Origin of the sequence: Aminobacter anthyllidis (assembly GCF_018555685.1) — a bacterium.
Lineage (GTDB): Bacteria > Pseudomonadota > Alphaproteobacteria > Rhizobiales > Rhizobiaceae > Aminobacter > Aminobacter anthyllidis.
Genome location: NZ_JAFLWW010000005.1, coordinates 540,295 through 565,783 on the forward strand (window position 1 = coordinate 540,295; position 25,489 = coordinate 565,783).

Sequence of the window (25,489 nt, forward strand, 5' to 3'; positions counted from 1 at the left end):
CAGCTAGCGGCGTCGATTTGCCGCTGCGGAATGTGCCGAAGCAAACCCAATGTCTAATATTGTGGCGCACCGCAAATTGATAATAATGCGCGCCAACGTGCGACCCAGAGTCGCCGTCCGCCGGCCAGCAGTCGCCGCCGGATCGTTTCCGGGAGGAAGGGAAAGAAATGTCCGAAGTCCGTGTCCACCGCGTCCAGCCGGCGTGGAAGAAGAATGCGCTCATCGACAACGACACCTACCTGAAATGGTATGGCGAGAGCGTCAAGAACCCCGACAAGTTCTGGGGCAAGCACGGCAAGCGCATCGACTGGTTCAAGCCCTACACCAAGGTCAAGAACACCTCCTTCGACGGCAAGGTGTCGATCAAGTGGTTCGAGGACGGGCTGACCAACGTCTCCTATAACTGCATCGACCGCCACCTGAAGAAGCGTGGCAACCAGACCGCCATCATCTGGGAAGGCGACAACCCCTACGACGACAAGAAGATCACCTATAACGAGCTCTACGAACACGTCTGCCGCCTGGCCAATGTGATGAAGAAGCATGGCGTCAAGAAGGGCGACCGTGTCACCATCTACATGCCGATGATCCCCGAGGCGGCCTACGCGATGCTCGCCTGCACCCGCATCGGCGCCATCCATTCCATCGTCTTCGGCGGCTTCTCGCCCGACGCGCTGGCCGGTCGTATCGTCGACTGCGAATCGACCTTCGTCATCACGTCAGACGAGGGCCTGCGCGGCGGCAAGGCCATTCCGCTCAAGGAAAACACCGACAAGGCGATCGACATCGCCGCCAAGCATCATGTCATGGTCAAGGACGTGCTGGTGGTGCGCCGCACCGGCGGCAAGATCGGCTGGGCGCCGGGCCGCGACCACTGGTACCACGACGAGGTCCGTTCGGTGAAAGCCGAATGCAAGCCGGAGAAGATGAAGGCCGAGGACCCGCTGTTCATCCTCTACACCTCGGGCTCGACCGGCAAGCCGAAGGGCGTGCTGCACACCACCGGCGGCTATCTCGTCTACGCCTCGATGACCCACCAGTACGTCTTCGACTACCATGACGGCGACATATACTGGTGCACGGCCGATGTCGGCTGGGTCACCGGCCACAGCTACATCGTCTATGGCCCGCTCGCCAACGGCGCCACCACGCTGATGTTCGAGGGCGTGCCCAATTACCCCAGCGCCTCGCGCTTCTGGGACGTCGTCGACAAGCACAAGGTCAACATCTTCTACACCGCCCCCACCGCCATCCGCGCCCTTATGGGCGCCGGCGACGATCACGTGAAGAAGACCTCGCGCAAGAGCCTGCGCGTGCTGGGTTCGGTCGGCGAGCCGATCAATCCGGAAGCCTGGGAGTGGTACTACAACGTCGTCGGCGACAAGAAGGTGCCGATTGTCGACACCTGGTGGCAGACCGAAACCGGCGGCATCCTGATCACGCCTCTGCCGGGCGCCACCGACCTCAAGCCCGGCTCGGCGACGCGGCCGTTCTTCGGCGTGGTTCCCGAACTGGTCGACAACGAGGGCAAGCTGCTGGAAGGCGCTGCCGACGGCAATCTCTGCATCACCGATTCCTGGCCGGGCCAGATGCGCACAGTCTATGGCGACCACGAGCGCTTCATCCAGACCTACTTCGCCACCTACAAGGGCAAGTATTTCACTGGTGACGGCTGCCGCCGCGACGCCGACGGCTACTACTGGATCACCGGCCGCGTCGACGACGTCATCAACGTCTCAGGCCACCGCATGGGCACCGCCGAGGTCGAGTCCGCACTTGTCAGCCACGACAAGGTTTCGGAAGCCGCCGTCGTCGGCTACCCGCACGACATCAAGGGCCAGGGCATCTACAGCTATGTCACGCTGATGTCCGGCATCGAGGCCACCGACGACCTGCGCAAGGAACTCGTCGCCCATGTCCGCAAGGAAATCGGCGCCATCGCTTCGCCCGACAAGATCCAGTTCGCGCCCGGCCTGCCCAAGACCCGCTCGGGCAAGATCATGCGCCGCATCCTGCGCAAGATCGCCGAGGACGATTTCGGCGCATTGGGCGACACCTCGACGCTGGCCGATCCGGCCGTCGTCGACGATCTCGTCGCCAACCGGCAGAACAAGCGGGCCTAGGCCCTCGATCCCCTCGCGTCATACGATGCGAGGGGATTTTCCCGCGGCTCAGCAGCCGATCTGCTGGCGCAACTCATCGACAAGTTCTTTCGTCGGACAGACATTCTCGCAGGGAATGCCGTCATTGTCGGCGTCCGCCCGCCTGTAGCCGCCACACCAAAGCTCCACCGCCTCGGCACAGGAACTTACCTGCTTGCAGGTTCGGGCCTGGACAAGTGTGATCGGCAATCCTTGCTCCACGGCCCGTTCCAGCCGCGATGTCGCGCCGGCGCTCCCCAATGTGAATATCCAGATTCCCAGGATCGAACCGATCCGCATGCACGTCTGACGCAATTCCACTTCCCCCAAAGCCCGGCCTCGACAACTTTTGCGGTCGAGACCTGCCCCGCGTCAAACCCCGCTCCCTCCCGGGCGGCACGGACAGGCTAGGTCCCAGCCCCTTGGCCCAAGCCGCCACCTCGGTATCGCTATTGACAATTCACTCAATTAAGAAAAATATTTTCCTATAGAATAATAATTTTCGCATGCGAGGTAGGAGTTTTCGATGGCACGGGAAGTTGAGTGGGCGCGCATGACCGCACCCGAGCTGCGCGCGATCGCCGCGCGCAGCAACGCCATCGCCATCCTGCCGGTCGGCTCGCTCGAGCAGCACGGCCCGCATCTGCCAGTCATCACCGACACGGCGAGTGCCGAGGCGGCAGCCCGGCGCGGCGCGCGCCTGGTCGCCGACGATGTGCCTCTCGCCGTGCTTCCCGGCCTCTGGCTCGGCATGAGCGAGCATCATCTGCCGTTCGGCGGCACGATCAGCCTCGACTACACCGCTTATTTCCATGTCCTGAAGTCGATTGTCCGCTCGCTGAAGGCGATCGGTTTCACCCGCCTGCTCATCGTCAACGGCCATGGCGGCAACATCGACCCGCTGGCGATGTCGACACGCGAACTGGCCGTCGAGTTCGCCATGCCCATCGTCTACACCACGCCGTGGATGCTGGCGCCGGAGGAAACGGCAGCACTGTTTGAAACCGACAACGGCCCCAAGCATGCCTGCGAGGGCGAGGCATCGGTGATGCTGGCGATCTCGCCCGACACCGTCAAATCAGACAAGTTCGAAGAGGCCTTCACGGCCGAGGCCGGCAAGCACGAGGCGCCGCACGGTGCCCACCGCTTCTACTCGTTTTCCGAGCGCGCGCCCGACACCGGCACATGGGGTGTCCCCGCCAAGGGCACGGCTGAGAAAGGCGAACGCTTCCTCGATCTGCAGGCGCGTGAACTCGCCAAGCTGATCGTCGACCCGGTGCTGTGGACGCAGCCCGACGCCGTTTGGCGCCCGGGCCGTGGGCTCGACACCCGCGCCGGACGTGCCGACTGACGCAGGGCTGCAACGTCACGCCCGCACCCAAGAACACCTGAAGGGGAAGAACCCGATGAAATCCTTGAAACGCGGCTCGATTCGGGCTGCCCTTTGTCTTACGGTCGCCGCCGGGGCACTCGGCTTGCTCAGTGGCCAGGCATCGGCCAAGACGCTTGTCTATTGTTCCGAGGCGGCACCGGAAGGTTTCGATCCCGCACTCTACTCCACCAACAGCACCTGGGATGCATCGTCGAAGCCGATCTATAGCCGGCTGGTCGAATTCGAGAATGGCACGACGAACCTTGTTCCCGGTCTGGCGGAGAGCTGGAGCGTTTCCGACGACATGCTGACCTACACGTTCAAGCTTCGTCCCGGCGTGAGATTCCAGACCACCGACTACTTCACCCCGACGCGCGACATGAACGCGGACGACGTGGTGCTTTCCTTCGACCGCCAGTACCGCACCGACAATCCATGGCACCAGTATGTCACCGGCGCGAACTACGAGATGTATGCCGGCATGGACATGCAGGCGACGGTAAAGGACATCTCCAAGGTCGACGACCTCACCGTCAAGCTGGTGCTGAGCCAGCCGAATGCGTCGATTCTCTCCAACCTTGCGATGGACCTGGGGTCGATCGTCTCCAAGGAATATGCCGACAAGCTCGCCGCGGCCGGAACGCCCGAAAAGCTGAACTCCGAGCCGGTCGGTACCGGGCCGTTCCAGTTCGTCGGCTACCAGCAGGACGCCGTGGTGCGCTTCAAGGCAAACCCGACCTACTGGGGCGCCAAGCCGAAACTGGACGAGCTGGTCTTCGCCATCACCGCCGATGCATCGACGCGGATGCAGCGCCTCCAGGCCGGCGAATGCCATGTCGCAGCCTACCCGGCACCGGCAGATGTGCCCGGCCTCAAGGCCGACCCCAACCTGGTGGTGATGGAAAAGCCGGGCCTCAACGTTGCCTATCTCGCCTACAACACCTTGACCCCGCCCTTCGACAAGATCGAGGTGCGCAAGGCGCTGAACATGGCGATCGACAAGAAGGCCATTCTCCAGGCGGTGTTCCAGGATCTCGGCGAAGTCGCCAAGAACCCGATCCCGCCGGCGATGTGGGGCTACAACGATGCCGTCGTCGACGATCCCTACGATCCGGTGGCGGCAAAGAAGATGCTTGATGACGCCGGCGTCAAGGACCTGAAGATGAAGGTCTGGGCGATGCCGGTCAGCCGGCCCTACATGCCCAATGCGCGTCGCGTCGCCGAATTGATCCAGTCCGACTTCCAGAAGGTCGGCGTCGAAGTCGAGGTCGTGTCCTACGAATGGGCCGAATATCTGAAGCGCGCCCGCGACAAGCAGCGTGATGGCGCGATCATCCTCGGCGGCACCAGCGACAATGGCGATCCGGACAATCTGCTGTCCTACTTCTTCTCCTGCGCCGGCGTCGGCGGCGCCAATATGGCCAACTGGTGCCACCAGCCCTTCGAGGACCTGATGCAGAAGGCACGCACGACTGTCGACCAGGCCGAACGCGCAAAGCTCTACGAGCAGGCCCAGCTGATCTTCAAGGAACAGGCGCCCTGGGCGACGCTCGACCACTCGACCGTCTCCTTGCCTATGTCGAAGAAGGTCAGCGGCTACGTGATGGACCCGCTCGGCTCGCATCGCTTCGAGACTGTCGACATCGCCGAGTAGGCAGAGCCCGCATCAATACAACACGCCCTTCGCGCCACCGCGCGAGGGGCGTTTGCCTCGCCTCCAACAGCCCTCGAAAAACAGCCTTGACTTAGAGTGCGCTCGAACACCTAGCATCGCGAGCGTCGTAACGAGACAAGGGTGTTCATGAAGATCGGCGAACTCGCAAAACGCTCGGGCCTGACCGCCTACACGATCCGCTACTACGAGCAGATCGGACTTTTGCCTGCGCCCGACAAGGACGCATCGGGCCAGCGCGACTATGACGCATCGATCCTGACCTGGATCGAGTTTCTCGGCCGGCTCAAGGCCACCGGCATGCCGATCCGCGAAATGCTGCGTTATGCTGCCCTCCGCGAGAAAGGCTCAGCCACCGATGCCGAGCGCCGCACCCTGCTTGAGGCGCATCGCCGCAAGGTGCGGGACCATGTCGCCGACCTCCAGGCCAACCTCCTCGTTCTCGACGCCAAGATATCGGGCTACGCCGATGCAGAAAAAAGGATCGAGACACAACATGACCCAGTCAAGCGAAAGCCGCTTCGAGCGCGGCGCCCGCGCACTCTTTGAAATCGACGGCGCAGGCGGCCAAAAGGTCGTCGATTCCCTCGCCGACATTGCCCCCGACTTCGCCCGCTACATCATCGAGTTTCCATTCGGCGACATCTACTCGCGCCCTGGCCTGGACCTCAGATCGCGCGAGATCGCAACGATCGCGGCGCTAACAGCGCTCGGCAATGCCACGCCGCAGCTCAAGGTCCACATCCAGGCGGGGCTCAATGTCGGGCTAAGCCGCAATGAGATCGTCGAAATCATCATGCAGATGGCCGTCTATGCCGGCTTTCCGGCAGCGCTGAACGGCCTGTTCGCCGCCAAGGAGGTGTTTCAGCAAGAGCACAGTCTCGCCGCATGATCTCGTACCAAGGGCCTAGTGCGATGGTCGCACTTGCCAAAACGTCGGAAACACCCCACCTTGCTGTTGTGTTCAACGAACTGAAAGGAGGTGATCCGATGTCGAGTGATTTCGTTTTCCTAAACGTGGCCTCAGCGGATTGCCCTTTCGGGAAGCAGTCTTCCCGTTAAGGCGCGAGAAGCGCGGCTGGTGACCTCCGGGTCATAAGCCAGAGACCGCGCCATGGACGGAAACACGGAAAGGCCGCACCTTCGCAAGAAGGGCGGCCTTTTTTCTTGGGCGCTTCGTTTGGCTATTTGGTCAGCGCCAGTCGCTCGATGTTCTGAGCGATTGTCTGGAAGGCAGCATCGAGTTCCTTCCCGTTTGAGGTCTCGAAATAGCGCTTCACCACACCGTCGGGCGAAGCGCAGTCCTTCATCGTCTGCTTCGCGGCAGCGGTGTCGAGCTTGAAGCCAATGCTGAAAATCTCGACGCCCTTCTTGCGCATCTCTTCGCACAACGTCTTGGCCGCAGCGCGGGTCGCGGTCTTGCCGCTCGCATTGTAGGCGCCCTTCCCGTCGGAAGCGTCGGCATAGGACAAGTTGAATTCACCGTCGGTCATCAGGATTGCGAACTTAGCCACCTTTTCCGGATCGGCCTTGTCAGGTCGCTCCGACTTCTGAAAGATCCCGGCCCAGTTCTCGGACAGCGTGTACCATGCCCATTGGATGCCGATATGCCCTGCCGTGCCACCATCGGCAACAAAGGCCTCGATCTCGGTCTTGAGCTTCTTGCTATCGTCGGTAAGTGGCACCACCTTCGCGCTGGGGCAGGTTGGTGTGTCGTCGTATTCTTTGGAGTAGTCGTCGATGAGAAAGTCGCGATTGACCATCGAAAGATCGGGGCCGGCATCGGTGTACTGGTAATCCCCTTTGCGCTCGGTGGCGCAATTGTCGGGACGCGTCGAGCTCGAAACCGCCTTCGCATCGGTATTGGCCGGCGCTTGCTTGCGGTCCGCCATACTGCGCTCCACGAAGACAGAGCTTGACGCCAGAGTGCCTGTATTGACCGAGTTTGCGTAGGGCACAAGCGACATGCGCACGCGCGGGTCGCCTGACGGTGTCTTCTCACCCTTCAGAAAACTGTCGACCGCATTCGTTGCTGCCTTCTTCAGATCTTTGATCTTCTGACCCTTCATCGATCCGGTCACGTCGAGCATCATCGCCACTTCGATGCGCTTGTCGGAATAGAGTGAAGCGGTCTTCGCCGAAACGCGCTGCTTGTTGGCACTGCCGAACAATGGAAAGAACACATTGACGTCGATATAGGCCGATGCCTCGACAGTGCCGACCAGCTTGTCGACTGTCACCTTGTTCAGCACGACCTTTTCGCCGGGCGCCAGCAACCGGCTGGAATTGGCCTCGAGAAAGGCCCGGACTGTAACGTCCGCGTCCTCAAGCTTGATCCTACCGGTCGTCAGATCCCGCGCGGTCGACGTCACCGCGGCATCGACTGCCTGCGACAGGCCCGATTTGACATTGTGAAGCTGGGCCACGTTGACGCCGAAGCCGGCTGCCATGGCGAGCATGGAAATGGTGATCCCGCCCAGGATGGCGAAATTGCCGCCGCTGTCGCCGGCGAAAAGCTTTGCCGCCCGTGCCAGTGCCTGAAATTTCCGCATGTCCCGCCCCGCCGCCTTTGTGCCTCTGGCAAGGACAAAGCAGGAAACCGGCCGCAGCGGCCCATTCGGGCAGGCGAAGTGGCGTCAAGGCATCAAGTCATTGAATTTCAAGTAAATCGCCGGATTACATGGTGAACAACAGGTTAATCAGCCTGCTCAACGGCCGCGCCTTCTTTACCACCCATTCACCATGACAATAGCAGCGCCACCAGTGGCGCCTCACTTCGGCACGCCGAGCCTGTGCCAGATCGGGGCAGCCACACCAAGATGTCCCGCCTATTCGCAATCTTGGCAAAGCGCCCGAAGCGCGCGCCGCGAACCTACATCCTCGGCTCGCCGCTGACCGGATCGATCTTGATCTCCACCTTGGCCTTGTCGGACGTGTAGTAAGTCACGTCGTAGTAGCCCTCGCTCTCCCAATCGACCTCGGAGACGTAATGGAATTGGTCGCGCTGCTCGATCTTGGCGATGATCTCGGACAGCTTGAGCGAATTCTGCGGCGGCACCACTGGTTCCTTGGTCTGGGCCTGCGCCGGCATGGCACCCAGCAGGACAGCAAGCACGAGTCCCAAAATCATCTTGGTCATAGCAACTCCTTGCGCGATCCCTGGGAGAACGAACGGCTCGCGATTTCGGTTCCATCGCGCAACGCGGGGAGCGCGCGGCCCGAACCGCTCAGAAATCGCTGGTCAGGCCCTTGATCTCCCAGTCGCCATAGCGCCCGGGCTCCTTGCCGCCACGGCCGCCGATCTCGCGCGGCAGCTTGGCCTGCTGAGCCTCATAGGCCTCGCGGCGCGCCTCGGCTTCCGCCAGAGCACGCTTGGCTGCCGGCGAAAGCTCCTTGGGTGCAGGCGTTTCCAGATCGGTCTGCGGTTTGGCGTCGTCCATGGGATTCCTCGGAAATGATTGAAACGAACCCTCGTCTCTCCCATCATATATAGCGAAGCGCGCAGCCGTGATCGACCCTGGCGCGGGCGGAAAAGGACGGAGTGAACGATGAACATGATGCGGACGGCGATGCTTCTGGCGACCATGACGGCGCTGTTCATGGGCGTCGGCTACCTGATCGGCGGCTCGGGCGGCATGACCATCGCCTTCCTGATCGCGGCGGGCATGAACCTGTTCAGCTACTGGAACTCCGACAAGATGGTTCTGCGCATGAACCACGCCGTCGAGGTCGACGAGCGCAATGCGCCCGAATATTACGCCATCGTGCGCGGCCTTGCCGCCAATGCCGGCCTGCCGATGCCCAAGGTCTACCTGATCGACAGCCCGCAGCCCAATGCGTTCGCCACCGGCCGCAATCCTGAAAATGCCGCCGTCGCCGCCTCCACCGGCCTGTTGCAGCGCCTCAGCCACGAAGAAGTCGCGGCCGTCATGGCGCACGAATTGGCCCATATCGAAAACCGCGACACGCTGATCATGACTGTTACCGCAACCCTTGCCGGTGCGATCTCGATGCTCGGCAACTTCGCCTTCTTCTTCGGCGGCAACCGCGACAACAACAATCCGCTCGGCTTCATCGGCGTGCTGGTGGCGATGATCGTAGCGCCTTTTGCCGCCATGCTGGTGCAGATGGCGATCAGCCGGACGCGCGAATATTCCGCCGACAGACGCGGCGCCGAGATCTGCGGCAATCCGCTCTGGCTCGCTTCCGCCCTTGACAAGATCGCCCGCAACGTCGAACGCATCCACAACCCCCAAGCCGAGCGCAATCCTGCGATGGCTCCCCTCTTCATCATCAATCCTCTTTCCGGCGAGCGCATGGACAATCTTTTCTCGACCCACCCCAACACCGAAAACCGCATCGCCGCCCTTCAGGCGATGGCGAACGAGGGTGTCGGTCGTCCTGCCCAGCGCACGGCGCCGCAGCCGACAGCACAGCGTTCAGCGCCTTCCGGCCAGCAGGGCCCCTGGGGCGGTCGACCTGCCGAGGAGGCGGCGCCCGAGCAGCCGCGTCCTTCCGGTCCCTGGGGCCGCAATCCGACCGGGCCGAAGGGCCCGAGGTCGTGAGCGGCGGCGAGCGCGACCCAAAGCGAAACCGCGCACGCAGCAGCGACGGCAAGGGCAACCGGCCGTCCATCGTCCCCGACGTTCCCGGCATCGCCGCGCGCATGGCAGCCGCTCGCCTGCTTGCCGCGACCATCGACGCCAGGACCCCGCTCGACGGCCTGACCGATCACGAACACGGCCATCCGCAATTCCGCGCACTCGACATGCGCGACCGCGGCCTCGTCCGCGCCATCCTGGCCACGGCCCTTCGCCATCGCGTCACCATCTCCAAGCTGATTGCGCGCCGGCTGGAAAAGCCGCTGCCGGCCAATGCCACCGTGCTGACCCACATCCTGCACGTCGCGGCAGCCCAGATCCTGTTCCTCGACATTCCCGACAGCGCCGCCGTCGACCTTGCCGTCACCCACGCCAAGGCCGATCCGCGCACGGTTCGTTTCTCCGGCCTGGTCAATGGCGTGCTGCGCACCCTTGCCCGCGCCAAGGAGGCCGAACTGGCCGACATGCTGGCTACGACAAACGATGCGCCGGACTGGTTCGTCGCGCGGCTGACCGCGGCCTATGGCGCGGAGGAAGCTCAAAAGATCCTCGCAGCGCATCGCATCGAGGCTCCTGTCGATTTCACCGCCAAGGCGGATCCGGCGAAATGGGCGGAGCAACTGGGCGGCACCGTGCTGCCCACCGGGACGATCCGCATCGAACGCCTCTCCGGTCCGGTCGCTGAACTGCCGGGCTTCGCCGAAGGCGCCTGGTGGGTCCAGGACGCCGCCGCCGCCCTGCCCGCAAAGCTGTTTGGCGACGTCGCTGGTCAGCGTGTCGCCGATCTGTGCGCCGCTCCCGGCGGGAAAACGGCACAGCTCGTGCTGACCGGCGCCAAGGTCACGGCAGTCGAGGCTTCGAAAAACCGCCTTGTCCGCCTTGCCGGCAATCTCGAGCGCCTTGGCCTCGATGCCGACAAGGTCAATGCCGACATCCTTGCCTATGAGCCGGAAGAGCTGTTCGACGCCGCGTTGCTCGACGCGCCATGCTCGTCCACCGGCACGGTGCGCCGCCATCCCGACGTGCTGTGGACCAAGTCGCCGGCCGACATCACCAAGCTCGCCGGCGTCCAGCGCGCCCTGCTCGACGCAACACTGAGGCTGGTGAAGCCAGGCGGCCGCATCGTCTTTTCCAACTGTTCGCTCGACCCTGAAGAGGGCGAAGCCCTCGTCGCCGGCTTCCTGAGCGATCACAAGGGCAAGGTCGAACTCGACCCGATTGGCGTAGGCGAGGTCGCCGGCATCGACGATTTTGTCACCGCCACCGGCTTTTTACGCACCACGCCTGCCGGCCTCGACCTCGGCAATCCCGCAATCTCCGGCCTCGACGGCTTCTTTGCAGCAAGGTTCCGCCGCATCGCCTGATCCAATCGGCCATTAACGAAAAATTCACCCTCGCGCCCACCATTGAAACAACCTAATTTGTTTCACGACGTGGGGTTGCGTCAGGAGGGGTATTGTCGATCTCGGCGGACAGCACGACGCGCCTTTGGGCACTCGTCGCCAAGGAGTTTTGGCGCAAGGCGCGCCGGCGTTTGCGCGCCGGCCCGGCTTACAGCTGGCGCTACTCCGGACGAACGCCCGAACGCGTGCTGATCGCCCCACCCGACCTGCGCCTTGCCGACCCCCAGATCGCACTCGAAATCTACTATGGCCGCTTTCCCCTTTCCGGCCATCTGGTCGAGACCGGCGGACAGTCGCCTTTCCTGATCGACGTGCCCAATCGCGGCTGGCAGCGCAGCCTGCATGGCTTCCGCTGGCTGCGCCACATGCGCGCTGCCGGCACCGAGCTGGCGGCCGCCAACGCCCGCGCCCTGGTCTCCGACTGGATCGCCCTGCACGGCAACCGCATATCCGGAACGGCCTGGGAGCCTGCGACCACAGCCAAGCGTATCATCGCCTGGCTGCAGCATTCCTCGGTGGTGCTGCAGGGCGCCGAATTCGCCTTCTACCGATCCTTCCTGCGCTCACTCGCGATGCAGATCCGCTATCTCCGGGCGATGGCGCGCGAGATGCCCGACGGCAAGGATCGGCTCAGGGCTCGCATTGCGCTTGCCTTCGCCGCGCTCTCCTTGCCGGCACCTGTCTCCGCGCTGCGCTCGGCCACCCGCAACCTCGCCGAAGAGCTCGACCGCCAGATCCTGCCCGATGGCGGACACATCTCGCGCAATCCGATGGCCGTGCTGGAGATCCTCGCCGACCTGCTGCCCTTGCGCCACACCTACGCCAACCAGGCCGAGCAGCCGCCGCTGGCGCTGATCAATGCCGTCGAACGCATGCTGCCGGCATTGCGCTTCTTCCGCCACCAGGACGGCAGCCTGGCCCGCTTCAACGGCATGGGCGCCACCATCCACGACCGCATCGTCGCGATCCTGCGCCACGACGACACTGCCGGCTCACCGCCGCTGCACGCCACCCATTCCGGCTATGAACGCCTTGCCATGGGCGGCACCACCGTGATTGCCGACACCGGCACGGCCCCGCCCATCGAGGTGGCGAACCATGCCCATGCCGGCTGCCTGGCCTTCGAGATGTCGTCGGGCCGCCAGCACTACATCGTCAATGCCGGCATTGACACCTATGGTGCCGCCGACCTCAGGCCGTTGGCGCGTGCCACCGCCGCCCACTCCACGGTCACCATCAACGACACCTCTTCGGCCAGCTTCGCCCATTCGCAACGTGTCAGCGGCGTGCTCGGCAGTCCGCTTTATGCCGGCCCCAGGTCGGTGTCGACCCAGCGCTTCGACAAGACAGGCATCCACGGTTTCGTCGCTCGCCACGATGGCTACGCCCAGCGCTTTGGCCTGCATCACGAGCGCGAACTCAGCCTTTCGGCCGGCGGCAGCATCCTGTCGGGCTTTGACCGCATTCTTCGCGCCGGCAAGACGCCGATCAAGAACGATGGCCGCGACCTCGTGACCGTCCGCTTCCATGTCCATCCCGACGTCCAGCTGTTCCGCGACCAGAAGGAGCGCCTGGTGCTGACCGGGCCCGACATCGACACCTGGGTTTTCACCTCGCCCGACGTTCCAGCCGAGGTCGAGGAATCGATCTATTTCGCCGGTCTCGGCGGCCCGTGCCGCTCGCGCCAGATCGTGCTGTCGTTCAAGGCATCGGAAATCTCCGAAGTGCATTGGCAGTTCTCGCGCACGCGCATCATCAACCGGCTCGAAAGCGAGCGCGGCTGACCGCCCCCGTCTCGCAAGCGAAATAGGCCCGATGCGCCGCTGGGCGCCTTGATTTCCGGGCCTCATATGCTAGGCCGCGCGCAAGCAAAGTTTCCGCTCCCAACTTTGAAGGGCCCGCCACCCATGGCCGTCGTTTCCAAGAATATCCCCGCACCCGACCTCGTGCCTATCCGCCGCGCCCTGCTGTCGGTTTCCGATAAGACCGGCCTTATCGAATTCGCCCAATGCCTGGCCAATGTCGGCATCGAGTTGGTCTCCACTGGCGGCACCGCCAAGAGCATTTCAGCCGAAGGCATCGCGGTTCGCGACGTCTCGGAGCTCACCGGCTTTCCCGAGATCATGGATGGCCGCGTCAAGACGCTGCATCCCTCGGTCCACGGCGCGCTGCTCGGCGTCCGCGACGACCCCGAGCATGTCGCGGCCATGGCCGAGCACGGCATCGAGCCGATCGACCTCGTCGCGGTCAATCTCTACCCCTTCGAGGAGGTGCGCAATTCGGGCGCCCAATACGCCTCGATCGTCGAGAACATCGACATCGGCGGCCCGGCCATGGTCCGCGCCTCGGCCAAGAACCACGCCTATGTCGCCATCGTCACCGACCCGGCCGACTACAAGGATGTGCTGGACAGCATCGTCGCCAACAATGGCTGCCTGACCTATGAGTTCCGCAAGAAGCTCGCGGCCAAGGCTTTCGCCCGCACCGCGGCCTATGACGCTGCAATCTCGGGCTGGTTCGCCGAAGCGCTCGAAATCGACACGCCCGACTGGCGCGCCTTCGGCGGCAAGCTTCAGAGCGTCATGCGCTATGGCGAAAACCCGCACCAGTCAGCCGGCTTCTACCTGACCGGCGACAAGCGTCCCGGCGTCGCCACCGCGACCCAGCTTCAGGGCAAGCAGCTGTCCTACAACAACATCAATGACACCGACGCCGCCTTCGAGCTCGCCGGCGAGTTCGACCCGGTCCGCACCGCTGCAGTCGCCATCATCAAGCACGCCAATCCTTGCGGCGTCGCCGAGGGTGCAACGCTCGCAGAGGCCTACGCCAAGGCGCTGGCCTGCGATCCCGTCTCGGCATTCGGTGGAATCGTCGCCCTCAACCGCATCCTCGATGCGCAAGCGGCCGAAGAGATCGTCAAGACCTTCACCGAAGTCATCATCGCGCCCGACGCCACGCCGGAAGCCCAGGCCATCGTCGCGGCCAAGAAGAATTTGCGCCTGCTGGTCACCGGCGGCCTGCCTGATCCAGACCGTGCCGGCATTACGGTCAAGTCGGTGGCCGGCGGCCTGCTCGTCCAGTCGCGCGACAACGCGGTCATCGATACGCTCGACCTCAATGTCGTCACCAAGCGCCAGCCGACCCAGCGCGAGATCGAGGATCTCAAGTTCGCCTTCCGCGTTGCCAAGCACGTCAAGTCGAACGCCATCGTCTACGCAAAGGACCTTGCCACCGTAGGCATCGGTGCCGGCCAGATGAGCCGTGTCGACTCCTCGCGCATCGCCGCGCGCAAGGCTCTGGACGCGGCTGAAGCCGCGGGCCTCGCCGAGCCGCTGACCAAGGGCTCTGTCGTCGCCTCCGACGCCTTCTTCCCCTTCGCCGATGGCTTGCTGTCGGCCGTCGAGGCCGGCGCCACGGCCGTCATCCAGCCGGGTGGCTCGATGCGCGACGACGACGTCATCGCCGCGGCCGACGCCCATGGCATCGCCATGATCTTCACCGGCGTCAGGCATTTCAGGCACTGAGATTTTACCCTCCCCCTTGTGGGGAGGGTCGATCCGCGAAGCGGAGCGGGGTGGGGCGTCCCTACTTCACCTCATCTGCCGGATATGGCGTCCTCAACAGCACCGCCAGACCGACCGCGAAGAAGATGATGATCATCGCCATGCCGAGGCGTGGCGAGCCGCTGAGCGCGGTGACCGTCGCAACCGTAAAGGGTGCGACAAAACTCGTCGCCCGGCCTGACAGCGCATAGAGCCCGAAATAGCGCCCGGCCTCGTCGGCCGAGACGCTGCGCGCCATGTAGGAGCGCGACGAGGCCTGCACCGGGCCGAAGGCGATGCCGACAAGCAGGCCAAAGGCGATATAGGCCTTTTCCGCAGGCGTTCCAAACAGTCCGTTGGTGTCGACGCCAGGCATCTGCCAGAGGCCGAACAGCGTATAGCCCGGTCCGGTCGAGACGATGCCGATTGTGGCGATCGTCAAAAGCACCAGCGAGAACACCACCACGATCTTCGAGCCGAAGCTGGTGTCGAGCCGGCTGGCGACGAGGCAGCCAAAAATGGCGACGACATTGAGGATGATGCCGTAGATGCCGATCTCGGTGATCGACCAGCCGAACATCGCCGCGGCAAAGGCGCCGCCGAGGCCGAGCAGCGCGTTGACGCCGTCCTGGTAGATCATGCGGGCGACAAGGAAGCGGAAGATGCCAGTGCGCCGGCGCACTTCGCCCAGCGTCGACTTGAGCTCGCTGAGCCCCAGCCGCACGGCCGGGCGGATCGCGATGCCCTTGCCGCTGTCGGGTGTGAAGAAAAACATCGGCAGGATGAAGATCAGATACCAAAGAGCCGAAATCGGGCCAGTGGCCCGCGCGTCCTCGCCCGCTGCCGGATCGAGCCCGAACAGCGGAGCAGCGCCGATGATCGTCTTGCCGGTCTCGGGCGAAGCGGCAAGGAAACCGACGACGAAGATCAGCACGATCATGCCGCCGAGATAGCCAAGTCCCCAGGCGATGTTGGAGATCTTGCCGATCTCTTCCTTCGACACCAGGCGCGGCATCATCGAATCGTTGAAGACGATCGAGAATTCCGCCGCCACCGAGGCGAGCGAGAACAACAGCACGATCGGCACCAGCGGCGAGCCGGGCTCGGCGTACCACAGCAGGCACAGGCAGATGATCTTGATCGCAGCGAAGGAGGCGATCCACGGCTTGCGTGGGCCGGTCTGGTCGGCGATCGAGCCGAGCACCGGCGACAGGATGGCGATGACGAGGCCCGCTGCGGCTATGCCGTAGCCCCAGGCTGCCTGGCCCATGGCCGGATCGGTCGCCATGCGCGAAACGAAATAGGGGCCGAAGATGAAGGTCGTGACCACGGTGAAGAACGGCTGCGCCGCCCAGTCGAAGAACATCCATCCCCAGACGCCACGCCGTGGCGTGCGTTGAACCACCATCGTGTCAGCCATCATCCCTCCGCGCGCGCCGCATCAGCGCGTTGTCTGGAGCTATAGCGCAGTTCGCTTGCGTGGTCCTTGAGGAAAATGCCTGCCACAGGCAACCGTGGCAGGCCTTATAGCAAGGCTCAGCGGCCCGACAGGTCGCTCATCAGGCCGGCGGCCACCGTCAGGCGCGACACGGTGATGTCGCCGCCTTCGGTCAGGGCCTGCAGCCTTTCGCGGGTGCGGTTGATGCGTTCCCCGCCCGCTTCGAGCCATGCCGCCACCGGATCGGCAGCTGTGCCGAAACCGGTCAAGGCCGCAACCGCGATGCCACGTCGCGCGGCACCGATGGTGTCGGATGCCCGCGACAGCGCCAGCCCCTCGTAATAGTCCGAGGTGGCAATGGCATGGGTGGCATCTTCGATACGCGGGATGCGGAACGCCTCGCTGACGCCGAAGAACGCCTTCGCCGCTGCCAGGATGTCGGCCTTCGCGGTCTTCGCCACCAGCGCGATGTCGGGCACCAGTTCGCCGACTTCGAGCAGCGATAGCCGCTCGGCCAGCTTCTCCGGCGCGCCGGCAGCGGCAAAGCCCGCCTTGCGGTTTTCGATGCGCTCGCGGGTGAAGGCCGGCAGCATGCCGGAGAATTTTGGCTCCAGTGCCGCGCGCGCTTCCTGCAGTTCGGCGATGCGGCTCGCCAACGGCGTATCGCTCTGCTCGTTCCTGAGATACCAGCCGCTGGTACCGAAGATCAGCCGGCTCACCGCCTGGTAGAGGTCGAGCTGCAGCGTACCGTCGACGACATTGTCGAGCGCGTCGATCTCGCGATAGAGCGCCGGCAAGGCAAAACCGTCGCGAACGACGGCGAAGGCCCGCACCACATCGGCCGCCGAACGGCCGCTCGCTTCCTGCAGCCGGTTGACGAAGGACGGACCGCCGCGGTTGACGAGATCGTTGGCGACGACACGCGCGATGATCTCACGCCGCAGCCGGTGACCGCCGATCTCTGCAGCGTACTTCTTGGCCATGCGCTCGGGGAAATAGCCGAGCAGATCGCGTTCGAAATGCGCCTCGTCAGGAACGTCGCTGGCAACGATGTCGGAGAACAGCACGATCTTGGCATAGGCGAGCAGCACGCCGAGCTCAGCGCGGGTCAGCGGTTCGCCACGCGTCTGGCGTTCAGCCAGGGCCGGCGGCCAAGGCAGGTTTTCCACCGCCCGGTCGAGCAGCCCACGTGCTTCCAGCGCGCTCATGAAGCGGCCCTGATGCGCGATGTCCTGCAGGCCGCGCTTGGCGGCAACCGACAGCGCCAGCGTCTGCTCGTAGTTGTTGGCCAGCACCAGTCCGGCAACCTCCTCGGTCATTTCGGCGAGGAACTTGTTGCGCGCCGGCCGCTGAAGCGTGCCTTTGCGCATCGCCGAGGCCAGGGCGATCTTGATGTTGACCTCGACGTCGGACGAATTGACGCCGCCCGAATTGTCGATGGCATCCGAGTTGCAGCGCCCGCCCTTGAGGCCGAACTCGATGCGCGCACGCTGCGTGGTACCGAGATTGGCACCCTCGCCGATCACCTTGACCCTAAGGTCGGTGGCGGTGACGCGGATCGCATCATTGGCGCGGTCGCCGACTTCCTGGTTGGTTTCACCAGTTGCCCGGACATAGGTGCCGATGCCGCCGAACCACAACAGGTCGACTTGCGCGCGCAGGATGGCGTTCATGATCTCGGTCGGCGACGCCGTCGTCTTGGCGAGGCCGATCGCCGTCGCAGCCGCCTGGGGCAGCGTCACCGACTTCTGGGCGCGCGAAACGATCACGCCACCTTCCGACAGCTTCGACTTGTCATAGTCCTGCCAACTCGAGCGTGGCAGGTCGAACATGCGCTTGCGCTCGGCAAAGGACGCCGCCATGTCGGGCTCGGGATCGATGAAGATGTCGCGATGGTCGAAGGCGGCGATCAGCCGCGTCTGTTCCGACAACAGCATACCGTTGCCGAACACGTCGCCCGACATGTCGCCGACGCCGACAACGCTGAACGGCGTCGTCTGGATGTCGCGGTTCATCTCGCGGAAGTGTCGCTTGACCGCCTCCCAGGCGCCGCGCGCCGTGATGCCCATCTTCTTGTGGTCGTAGCCGGCCGAACCGCCAGAGGCGAAAGCATCGTCGAGCCAGAAGCCGTGCTTCTCGCTGATCCCGTTGGCCGTATCGGAGAATGTCGCGGTGCCCTTGTCGGCGGCAACGACAAAGTACGGATCGTCGACGTCGCGGCGTACCACGCCTTTTGGCGGCACGACCTTGTCGCCGTCGAGGTTGTCGGTGATCGACAGCAGGCTGGAGACGAAGTTGACATAGGCCGCCTTGCCGGCCTCGAACACCGCGTCGCGGCTACCGCCAACCGGCAGGCGCTTGGGGAAGAAGCCGCCCTTGGCGCCGACGGGCACGATGACAGCGTTCTTGACCTGCTGCGCCTTGACCAGGCCGAGCACCTCGGTGCGGTAGTCCTGGGCACGGTCCGACCAGCGCAGGCCACCACGCGCCACCGCGCCGAAACGCAGATGCAGCCCCTCGACCTCGGAACCATATACGAAGATCTCGCGCCACGGCCGCGGCTCGGGCAGGCCCTCAACATTGCGCGAGTCGAGCTTGATCGCCAGCGACTGGCCCCGCTCCTTCTTGCCTGAGACGAAGTGGTTGGTCCGCAGCGACGCCTCGATCAGGTTGACATAGCGCCTGATGATGGTGTCGTCGTCGATGTTCGGAACAGCCTCGAGCGCATCCTTGATCTTGGCCTTGAGGTGTTTGGCGGTGACCAGCCCGTCCTTTTCCTGTGCCGGATCAAGCCTGGCCAGGAAAAGCGCATGCAGGCCACGCGCGATGTCGGGATAGCGGTTCAGTGCTGCCGCGATGAAATCCTGGCTCTGCGGAATGCCAGCTTGCTGCAAATAGCGGCCATAGGCGCGCAGGATGACGATTTCGTTGGAACCGAGCCCGGCCGTCTGGGCCAGTGCATTATAGCCGTCATTGTCGGCGTCGCCGGTCCAGACCGACAGGAACACCTCTTCGAACAGCGCTCCGCCGTCGGCGAGATCGATCGGCTGGCCGTAGGCGTTCTCCAGTTCCATGTCGTGAATGAAGATCTGGCTTTCGCCCTTCTCGCCAATCTCGAAAGTGCGTTCGCTGATGACGCGGAAGCCCATGTTCTCAAGCAGCGGTACGCGCCGCGACAGCGCCACCGGCGCACCATGATGATAAATCTTCAGCGAGGCCTGCGCCGGCGCCTGGCCGGTGTCGCGATAGCAGTCGATGACGATCGGATTGGCCGGGTTGATCGTGGCAATCCGCTGGGCATCCAGCAGCGCTGCTGCCGGCGAGAAGCTGTTGCGGTAGTCCTCGGGAAACTGGTTGGCGACCGCCACCAGTGCAGTCGACGTGCCGGCTTCGGCCGACGCCTCGCGTAACCCGTCTTCCCAGGTCGTGACAATGTCGCGGAGCGCCGCCTCGATCGCAGTCTGCTCGACCTTCGGCGTCTTGCCGCCGGAACGGCCGATGATGAAGTGCACGCGTGCCAGCCCGCCTTCCGGGAACGCCGGGTAGTAAGCAGACAAGCGCCCTTCGAAGGCCTTCTTGAGATAGGCGCCGATCTTTTCGCGAACCACGGAATCGTAGCGGTCGCGCGGCACGAAGATCAGCACCGAGACAAAGCGGTCGAACTGGTCGACGCGGACCAGCGCACGCACCCGCGGCCGTTCGACAAGGCCCAGGATCGCCTCGGCATGCTTGCGCAAAGTCGGCACTGCAATCTGGAACAGCTCGTCGCGCGGGTAGGATTCCAGCACGTTGATCAACGCCTTGCCGGAATGGTCGGCAGGGTCGAAGCCCGACTTGTGCACCACCGTCTCGGCCTTGGAGCGCAGATAGGGGATCTTCATCACCGAACGCGTGTAGGCGGTCGAGGTGAACAGGCCGACGATGCGCAGCTCGCCCGAGAGCTGGCCCTTGGCGTCATAGGCCTTGATGCCGATGTAATCGAGATAGGCGCGGCGGTGCACCACCGACTTGGCATTGGCCTTGGTGACGATCAGCGGGTCCGGGCCGTGCAGGAAGGCGCGGATTTCGGGCGTCGTCGATGTCGCGTCGATGGTGTCGCGGCGCAGCACCAGCACATCGGGATCAGCGAGGATGCCGAGGCCCGGCTTGTCCGCGCGCTCCAGCATGCCGCTCTTTTCGCCGCCCGAATATTTGAACTCGCGCATGCCGAGGAAGGTGAAATTGTCATCGCGCAGCCATTCGAGGAAGGCGATCGCTTCGGTCACCGCATTCTTGTCGAGCGGGATCGGCGCATAGCGGAATTCTGAGATCGCCTGATCGAGCCGCGCCAGCATCGGCTTCCAGTCGGTCACGGCGGCGCGAACCTGCCCGAGCAGCTTCTTCAGCCGCTCGCGCAACGCTTCGGCGGCGTCCTTGCCGAGCGGCGGAATATGGACATGGATGACGCTGACCTTGTCGGCTGCCTCTTCGCCTCTATGGGTGCCGCCGTCGCTCAGGATCTCGTCGACGCCGGTGCGGCCATGGCGCACCATGATGACGGGATGGGTCACCAGAACCGGCTCGCCGGCCGCCTCGGTGATCTCGCCAAGCACCGAATCGAACAGGAACGGCATGTTGTCGTTGACGACGGTAACGACCGTCACCGGCCGACCGTGGCGAACGACACCGGCATCGGTCTCGATGTCGATCACCGAGGAGCCCTTGCGATGCTTGAGCACCGCCTGCTCGGCCAGTTGCGCCGCGCGTTCCAGCATGCCTGGCTCGTAATCGGCCACATCCTCGGCCGGGGCCCGGGCAAGCAGCAATTCGAGCAGCTGGGGAGGTCTGTTGGAGGATTTGGAGGCGGATGCAGTCTTGGCGGATTTCGCCTTCGACTTCATTGGTGCGGCCATGACGCTAGTATCTCCCGTCCCGTCACATGCTTTTACGACTATCGTAGCAGATGGCCTGCCTTTAGCGACAAAGGTTTGACGGAAGGTTGGGAAAAACGCCTAGGCAGCAGGCAGAAAATGCCCACGAAACAGGCTGACGCAGCGTCCACAAGGAACGCTGCGCACGCAGGCTGATAAAAATTTCGGCTTTACCTCGCGGCAATCGCCGCGGCAGCCCCCGCCATCGTCGTAGCGCTGACCCGATTCGCGATTCGCATCGCCCGCTTGCTCCGCAAAAGCTTGCGCGCCTGTGCTGCTGCAAACACCCAGCACAGGTCGATGGCGATCAGTACCGCTGCCATTGTCAGCGTCAGTTCGAGCCAGCCGACGATCGACACCGAAGCAAGGTCGATGATGGTCGGCAGCAGCGCGAGGTAGAACATCATGATCTTGGGATTGCCGAGCGTCACGGCCATGCCGGCGGCAAACAGCTTGAGCGGGGAGTCCTGGCTGGGCATCTCGCCTTCACGCGCCTCGACAGGTGCTGTCCACATCTTCCAGGCGAGGTAGACGAGGTAGGCGACACCGGCCCATTTCACGACGACGAAGGCCATGTGGAACGACTGCGCCACGAAGGCGAGGCCGAACACAGCCAGCGACAGCCAGATTGCCTCACCGATCCACATCGCCGCCAGGAACGGCAACACGTCGCGAAAGCCCTTGGTGACGACCCGTGCCACAAGTGCGGCGATCGACGGCCCAGGCGAGCCGGCGGCGACAAGAAGAGCACCGGCAAAGATCAAAAGCGAAGTCGGTTCCATCGTCTTTCCCTGAATAGGTGATCGAAGAAACTTACGGCATGCCGCCAAACTTGCAACTGGCAGTCGAAATGGCGACCCTCTGCCTTCAACTTTGCGAGATCGGAGATAAACCGGCTTGCCCATGACAGGTCCCCGGCGAATGAATAGCCCGCGCGCAGGCACGATGCCGGGTGGCCGGCATGTCGGTACGCCATGGAGGAGACGTCATGGCCAAGTTTCTCTTCGTCTATCACGGCGGTGCGATGCCGCAGTCTGAAGAAGAAGGCGCAAAGGTGATGAAGGCCTGGATGGACTGGTTCGCTTCGCTCGGCGCAGCCGTCGTCGACGGAGGCAATCCGGTCGGCAAGTCGCAGACCGTTGCCGCCAACGGCGCCGTCACCAATGACGGCGGCGCCAATCCGGTCAGCGGCTATTCGGTATTTGATGCCAAAGACCCTGCCGACGCCGCCCGCATCGCCAAGGGCTGCCCGATCCTTGTCGCCGGCGGGTCCGTCGAGGTCGCCCCGATCATCGAGATGTGAGTTTGCCATCGCCTCAAACAAAAAAGGGCGCCTCCAGCGGAGACGCCCTTTTGATTCGTGCCGCGAAGCTTATGCAGCGCCAGCGGTCTTCGAGGATTTCTCGAAGCGCTTGCGCTCGTTCGGGTCGAGATAGAGCTTGCGCAGGCGGATGGTCTTCGGCGTCACCTCGACCAGCTCGTCGTCCTGGATCCAGGCCAGGGCGCGTTCCAGCGTCATGCGGATCGGCGGCGTCAGGCGCACTGCTTCATCCTTGCCGGCGGCGCGGATGTTGGTCAGCTTCTTGCCCTTCAGCACATTGACCTCAAGGTCGTTGTCACGGCTGTGGATGCCGATGATCATACCCTGATAGACCTTCACGCCGGCGTCGATGACCATCGGGCCGCGATCTTCGAGGTTCCACATGGCGAAAGCCACCGACTCGCCCTGCTCGTTGGAGATCAGAACACCGTTGGTGCGGCCGGGAAGCTCGCCCTTGTAGGCCTGATAGGAGTGGAACAGGCGGTTCATCACCGCCGTGCCGCGCGTATCGGTCAGAAGCTCGGACTGGTAACCGATCAGGCCGCGCGTCGGCGCATGGAACACCAGGCGCTGGCGGTTGCCGCCCGAAGGACGCAGCTCGACCATCTCGGCCTTGCGCTCCGACATCTTCTGCACGACGACACCGGCATGCTCCTCGTCGACGTCGATGACGACCTCTTCGACCGGCTCCTGCAGTTCACCGTTCTCGTCCTTCTGCATGACGACGCGCGGACGCGACACGGCAAGCTCGAAGCCCTCGCGGCGCATCGTTTCGATCAGCACGGCCAGCTGAAGCTCGCCACGGCCGGAAACGTAGAACGAATCCTTGTCAGCCGATTCCTCGATCTTGAGGGCGACGTTGCCTTCGGCTTCCTTGAGCAGACGGTCGCGGATGACGCGGCTGGTGACCTTGTCGCCTTCGGTGCCGGCCAGCGGCGAGTCATTGACGATGAAGGACATGGTGACGGTCGGCGGGTCGATCGGCTGCGCATGCAGCGGCTCGGTGACGGCCGGGTCGCAGAAGGTGTCGGCGACGGTGCCCTTGGAAAGGCCGGCAATGGCGACGATGTCACCTGCCTGCGCTTCTTCGATCGGCTGGCGCTCGAGACCGCGGAAGGCCAGGATCTTCGAAATGCGGCCGGTTTCGAGCAGCGTGCCGTCATGGTGCAGCACCTTGACGGGCATGTTGGACTTCAGCGTGCCGGATTCGATGCGGCCGGTGATGATGCGGCCGAGGAACGGGTTTGCCTCGAGAATGGTGCCGATCATGCGGAACGGGCCGGGGTGAACGGTCGGCGCCGGAACATGCTTGAGCACGAGGTCGAACAGCGGTGCGAGACCCTGGTCCTTCGGGCCTTCCGGATTCTCGGAGACCCAGCCATCGCGGCCCGAACCGTAGAGGATCGGGAAGTCGAGCTGTTCGTCGGTGGCGTCGAGCGCTGCGAACAGGTCGAACACCTCGTTGATGACTTCCTGGTGGCGGGCGTCGGGACGGTCGATCTTGTTGATGACGACGATCGGCTTCAGGCCGACCTTGAGCGCCTTGCCGACGACAAACTTGGTCTGCGGCATCGGGCCTTCGGCGGCGTCGACAAGAACGATCGCGCTGTCGACCATCGACAGGATACGCTCGACCTCGCCACCGAAATCGGCGTGGCCCGGGGTGTCGACGATATTGATGCGGGTTTCCTTCCAGTCGACCGAAGTCGCCTTGGCAAGGATGGTAATGCCGCGTTCCTTTTCGAGATCGTTCGAATCCATCGCGCGTTCTGCAACGCGCTGATTTTCACGGAACGAGCCGGATTGCTTGAGGAGCGCATCGACGAGCGTGGTCTTGCCATGGTCGACGTGCGCGATGATCGCGATATTGCGGAGGTTCATATATCTACTCGGGAGCGTTGCGGGCACAGCCTGTCGACGCGCCGCGTTTCGTGTGGGCGGGCTCATACAGGTTTTTTCGCAAATGCGAAAGGGGGGCGGGCAAATCGGCTGATTTTCCGTATCCCGGCAACGCTACAAAACGTCACCCCAGTCGGCCCGGCGCGCCGTCTTGAACAGCTCGCCGTCGCGTTTGGTTAGCAGCTTTTCGTCAATCGAACCATTTTCCTGGCACAGCTTGAGATGAATCTTTCCCGATCCGCCGCGCGCAGGCGCCAGTACCCGCGCATGGAATGCTTCAGCCGGCATCCGCGACGCGGCCAGGAAGATGTATTTTTCGTCTTCCCACGGCACCTCGCCGCGTTTGGTCAGCCGATGCAGCCGCGAACGCGCCACACGCCGCGAAAAATGGCACCAGTCGGGTTCGACGATCGGACAGCTCCGGCTATGCGGACATGGCGCCGCTAGATACGCACCCAGTTCTATGAGCCGCGAACGCACCGCCATCATCCGCCGCCAACCAGCCGGCGTGCCTGGCTCGATAACCACCAGCAGGCCATTTGTGGCTGCCCACAACCGCTCGACAAGCGCCAGCCCCTCGGCCGGCGACAACTCGTCGAGCACATAGGCCAGCGTCACCAGGTCGGCCTTGTCGGCCTCGAAACTCTTGGCGGCATCAGCCGCGCGCCATTCGACATGCGCGACAGCAGAATGCGCCGACAGTTCCACGCCAACCTTGCGGATAGACTGGCTGCCTTCGAGCATCGTCGCCGAGGCAATCGTCGGCCAGCAATCCGAAGCCGCCCAAAGCGCCGTGCCGGGACCGGCACCGACGTCGAGCAGGCTTTTCGGCTCGAACTCCGGCATCAGCTCGGCGGCACTCTCCAGACTTGCCCGCACGGCGGCAAACGTCGCTGGCAGCCGCGTCGCCAGATAGGCGTTGGCGAACATCTCGTCGGACAGATGCAGCTTTCCGTCGCGCGTCTCGGCGCGATAGCGACTCGACAAGGTGTCGGCCGCACGCTGCAGCTCGGCGAGCTGCACACCCTCCAGCGCTCGATCGACCGCCGCCCGCAATGCTGCCGGTAGTTCCATTTTCTATGCGGCTCCTAGCCAATACCCTTGGTCGCGTTAGTACCCCCACCCCTACACCTCCCCACAAGGGGGAGGGGACGCGCGCCGTCGTTATCTCTGCCGTCCAGACGTCAAAG

At 63.7% G+C, this 25,489-nt stretch carries 19 protein-coding genes; 10 read left to right on the forward strand and 9 right to left on the reverse strand.

The window, feature by feature from the left end:
• Window positions 1-167 precede the first annotated feature (167 nt).
• Window positions 168-2,123: an acetate--CoA ligase gene (gene acs, locus J1C56_RS19755; RefSeq protein ID WP_214391741.1), complete on the forward strand. Its 1,956-nt coding sequence runs from the start codon at window positions 168-170 to the stop codon at window positions 2,121-2,123.
• Between the two features lie 48 nt (window positions 2,124-2,171).
• Here the strand turns inward: acs and J1C56_RS19760 are convergent, their stop codons facing one another.
• Window positions 2,172-2,441: an excalibur calcium-binding domain-containing protein gene (locus J1C56_RS19760; protein WP_214391742.1), complete on the reverse strand. Its 270-nt coding sequence runs from the start codon at window positions 2,439-2,441 to the stop codon at window positions 2,172-2,174.
• Between the two features lie 226 nt (window positions 2,442-2,667).
• On the opposite strand from J1C56_RS19760, the gene J1C56_RS19765 reads away from it, so the two are divergent.
• The 4 genes from J1C56_RS19765 to J1C56_RS19780 all read left to right on the forward strand — a co-directional run bounded on the left by J1C56_RS19765 (window position 2,668) and on the right by J1C56_RS19780 (window position 6,077).
• Window positions 2,668-3,492: a creatininase family protein gene (locus tag J1C56_RS19765; RefSeq protein WP_214391743.1), complete on the forward strand. Its 825-nt coding sequence runs from the start codon at window positions 2,668-2,670 to the stop codon at window positions 3,490-3,492.
• Window positions 3,493-3,547: 55 nt separating this feature from the next.
• Window positions 3,548-5,167, forward strand: a complete 1,620-nt coding sequence (locus J1C56_RS19770; RefSeq protein WP_214391744.1) for an ABC transporter substrate-binding protein — start codon at window positions 3,548-3,550, stop codon at window positions 5,165-5,167.
• A 147-nt stretch (window positions 5,168-5,314) separates the two neighbouring features.
• Complete coding sequence (locus J1C56_RS19775; protein WP_214391745.1) at window positions 5,315-5,734, forward strand: MerR family transcriptional regulator; 420 nt, start codon at window positions 5,315-5,317, stop codon at window positions 5,732-5,734.
• Entirely contained in the window at window positions 5,682-6,077 is a 396-nt protein-coding gene (locus J1C56_RS19780; protein WP_214391746.1) for a carboxymuconolactone decarboxylase family protein, read from the forward strand. Before J1C56_RS19775 ends, J1C56_RS19780 begins: the two co-directional genes overlap by 53 nt.
• Before the next feature lie 292 nt (window positions 6,078-6,369).
• Here the strand turns inward: J1C56_RS19780 and J1C56_RS19785 are convergent, their stop codons facing one another.
• From J1C56_RS19785 to J1C56_RS19795, 3 genes are all read right to left on the reverse strand, one after another.
• Complete coding sequence (locus J1C56_RS19785) at window positions 6,370-7,737, reverse strand: vWA domain-containing protein (RefSeq protein WP_214391747.1); 1,368 nt, start codon at window positions 7,735-7,737, stop codon at window positions 6,370-6,372.
• A gap of 320 nt (window positions 7,738-8,057) precedes the next feature.
• The gene (locus J1C56_RS19790) at window positions 8,058-8,324 is read right to left on the reverse strand and encodes a PepSY domain-containing protein (protein ID WP_214391748.1); all 267 of its coding nucleotides are present in this window, start codon (window positions 8,322-8,324) and stop codon (window positions 8,058-8,060) included.
• Window positions 8,325-8,412: 88 nt separating this feature from the next.
• The gene (locus J1C56_RS19795) at window positions 8,413-8,625 is read right to left on the reverse strand and encodes a DUF1674 domain-containing protein (RefSeq protein WP_214391749.1); all 213 of its coding nucleotides are present in this window, start codon (window positions 8,623-8,625) and stop codon (window positions 8,413-8,415) included.
• 108 nt (window positions 8,626-8,733) lie between these two features.
• Here J1C56_RS19795 and htpX point away from each other — a divergent pair, with 108 nt between their 5' ends.
• The 4 genes from htpX to purH all read left to right on the forward strand — a co-directional run bounded on the left by htpX (window position 8,734) and on the right by purH (window position 14,713).
• Window positions 8,734-9,750, forward strand: a complete 1,017-nt coding sequence (htpX, locus tag J1C56_RS19800; protein WP_214391750.1) for a zinc metalloprotease HtpX — start codon at window positions 8,734-8,736, stop codon at window positions 9,748-9,750.
• Window positions 9,747-11,150, forward strand: coding sequence for an RsmB/NOP family class I SAM-dependent RNA methyltransferase (locus tag J1C56_RS19805; protein ID WP_420797414.1), 1,404 nt, complete (start codon window positions 9,747-9,749; stop codon window positions 11,148-11,150). The genes htpX and J1C56_RS19805 overlap by 4 nt, the downstream gene beginning before the upstream one ends.
• A 92-nt stretch (window positions 11,151-11,242) precedes the next feature.
• Window positions 11,243-12,973, forward strand: coding sequence for a heparinase II/III family protein (locus J1C56_RS19810; RefSeq protein ID WP_214391751.1), 1,731 nt, complete (start codon window positions 11,243-11,245; stop codon window positions 12,971-12,973).
• Between the two features lie 123 nt (window positions 12,974-13,096).
• A complete protein-coding gene (gene purH, locus J1C56_RS19815; protein ID WP_214391752.1) occupies window positions 13,097-14,713 on the forward strand; it encodes a bifunctional phosphoribosylaminoimidazolecarboxamide formyltransferase/IMP cyclohydrolase in 1,617 nt (538 codons plus the stop codon).
• Window positions 14,714-14,774: 61 nt separating this feature from the next.
• Here the strand turns inward: purH and J1C56_RS19820 are convergent, their stop codons facing one another.
• The 3 genes from J1C56_RS19820 to J1C56_RS19830 form a co-directional block, all read right to left on the reverse strand.
• The gene (locus J1C56_RS19820; protein ID WP_420797415.1) at window positions 14,775-16,151 is read right to left on the reverse strand and encodes an MFS transporter; all 1,377 of its coding nucleotides are present in this window, start codon (window positions 16,149-16,151) and stop codon (window positions 14,775-14,777) included.
• Between the two features lie 116 nt (window positions 16,152-16,267).
• Window positions 16,268-21,061 carry an NAD-glutamate dehydrogenase gene (locus tag J1C56_RS19825; RefSeq protein WP_214391754.1) on the reverse strand — a complete coding sequence of 1,598 codons (4,794 nt, stop codon included), beginning with the start codon at window positions 21,059-21,061 and terminating at the stop codon, window positions 16,268-16,270.
• A 188-nt stretch (window positions 21,062-21,249) separates the two neighbouring features.
• Window positions 21,250-21,861 carry a LysE family translocator gene (locus J1C56_RS19830; RefSeq protein ID WP_214391755.1) on the reverse strand — a complete coding sequence of 204 codons (612 nt, stop codon included), beginning with the start codon at window positions 21,859-21,861 and terminating at the stop codon, window positions 21,250-21,252.
• Window positions 21,862-22,067: 206 nt separating this feature from the next.
• Here J1C56_RS19830 and J1C56_RS19835 point away from each other — a divergent pair, with 206 nt between their 5' ends.
• Complete coding sequence (locus tag J1C56_RS19835) at window positions 22,068-22,382, forward strand: YciI family protein (RefSeq protein ID WP_214391756.1); 315 nt, start codon at window positions 22,068-22,070, stop codon at window positions 22,380-22,382.
• Window positions 22,383-22,451: 69 nt separating this feature from the next.
• Here J1C56_RS19835 and typA read toward each other — a convergent pair whose 3' ends face one another.
• A complete protein-coding gene (typA, locus tag J1C56_RS19840) occupies window positions 22,452-24,281 on the reverse strand; it encodes a translational GTPase TypA (protein ID WP_214391757.1) in 1,830 nt (609 codons plus the stop codon).
• 132 nt (window positions 24,282-24,413) lie between these two features.
• Window positions 24,414-25,373 (reverse strand): small ribosomal subunit Rsm22 family protein, encoded by a 960-nt coding sequence (locus J1C56_RS19845; RefSeq protein WP_214391758.1) that lies wholly within the window; start codon window positions 25,371-25,373, stop codon window positions 24,414-24,416.
• Between the last annotated feature and the right edge of the window lie 116 nt (window positions 25,374-25,489).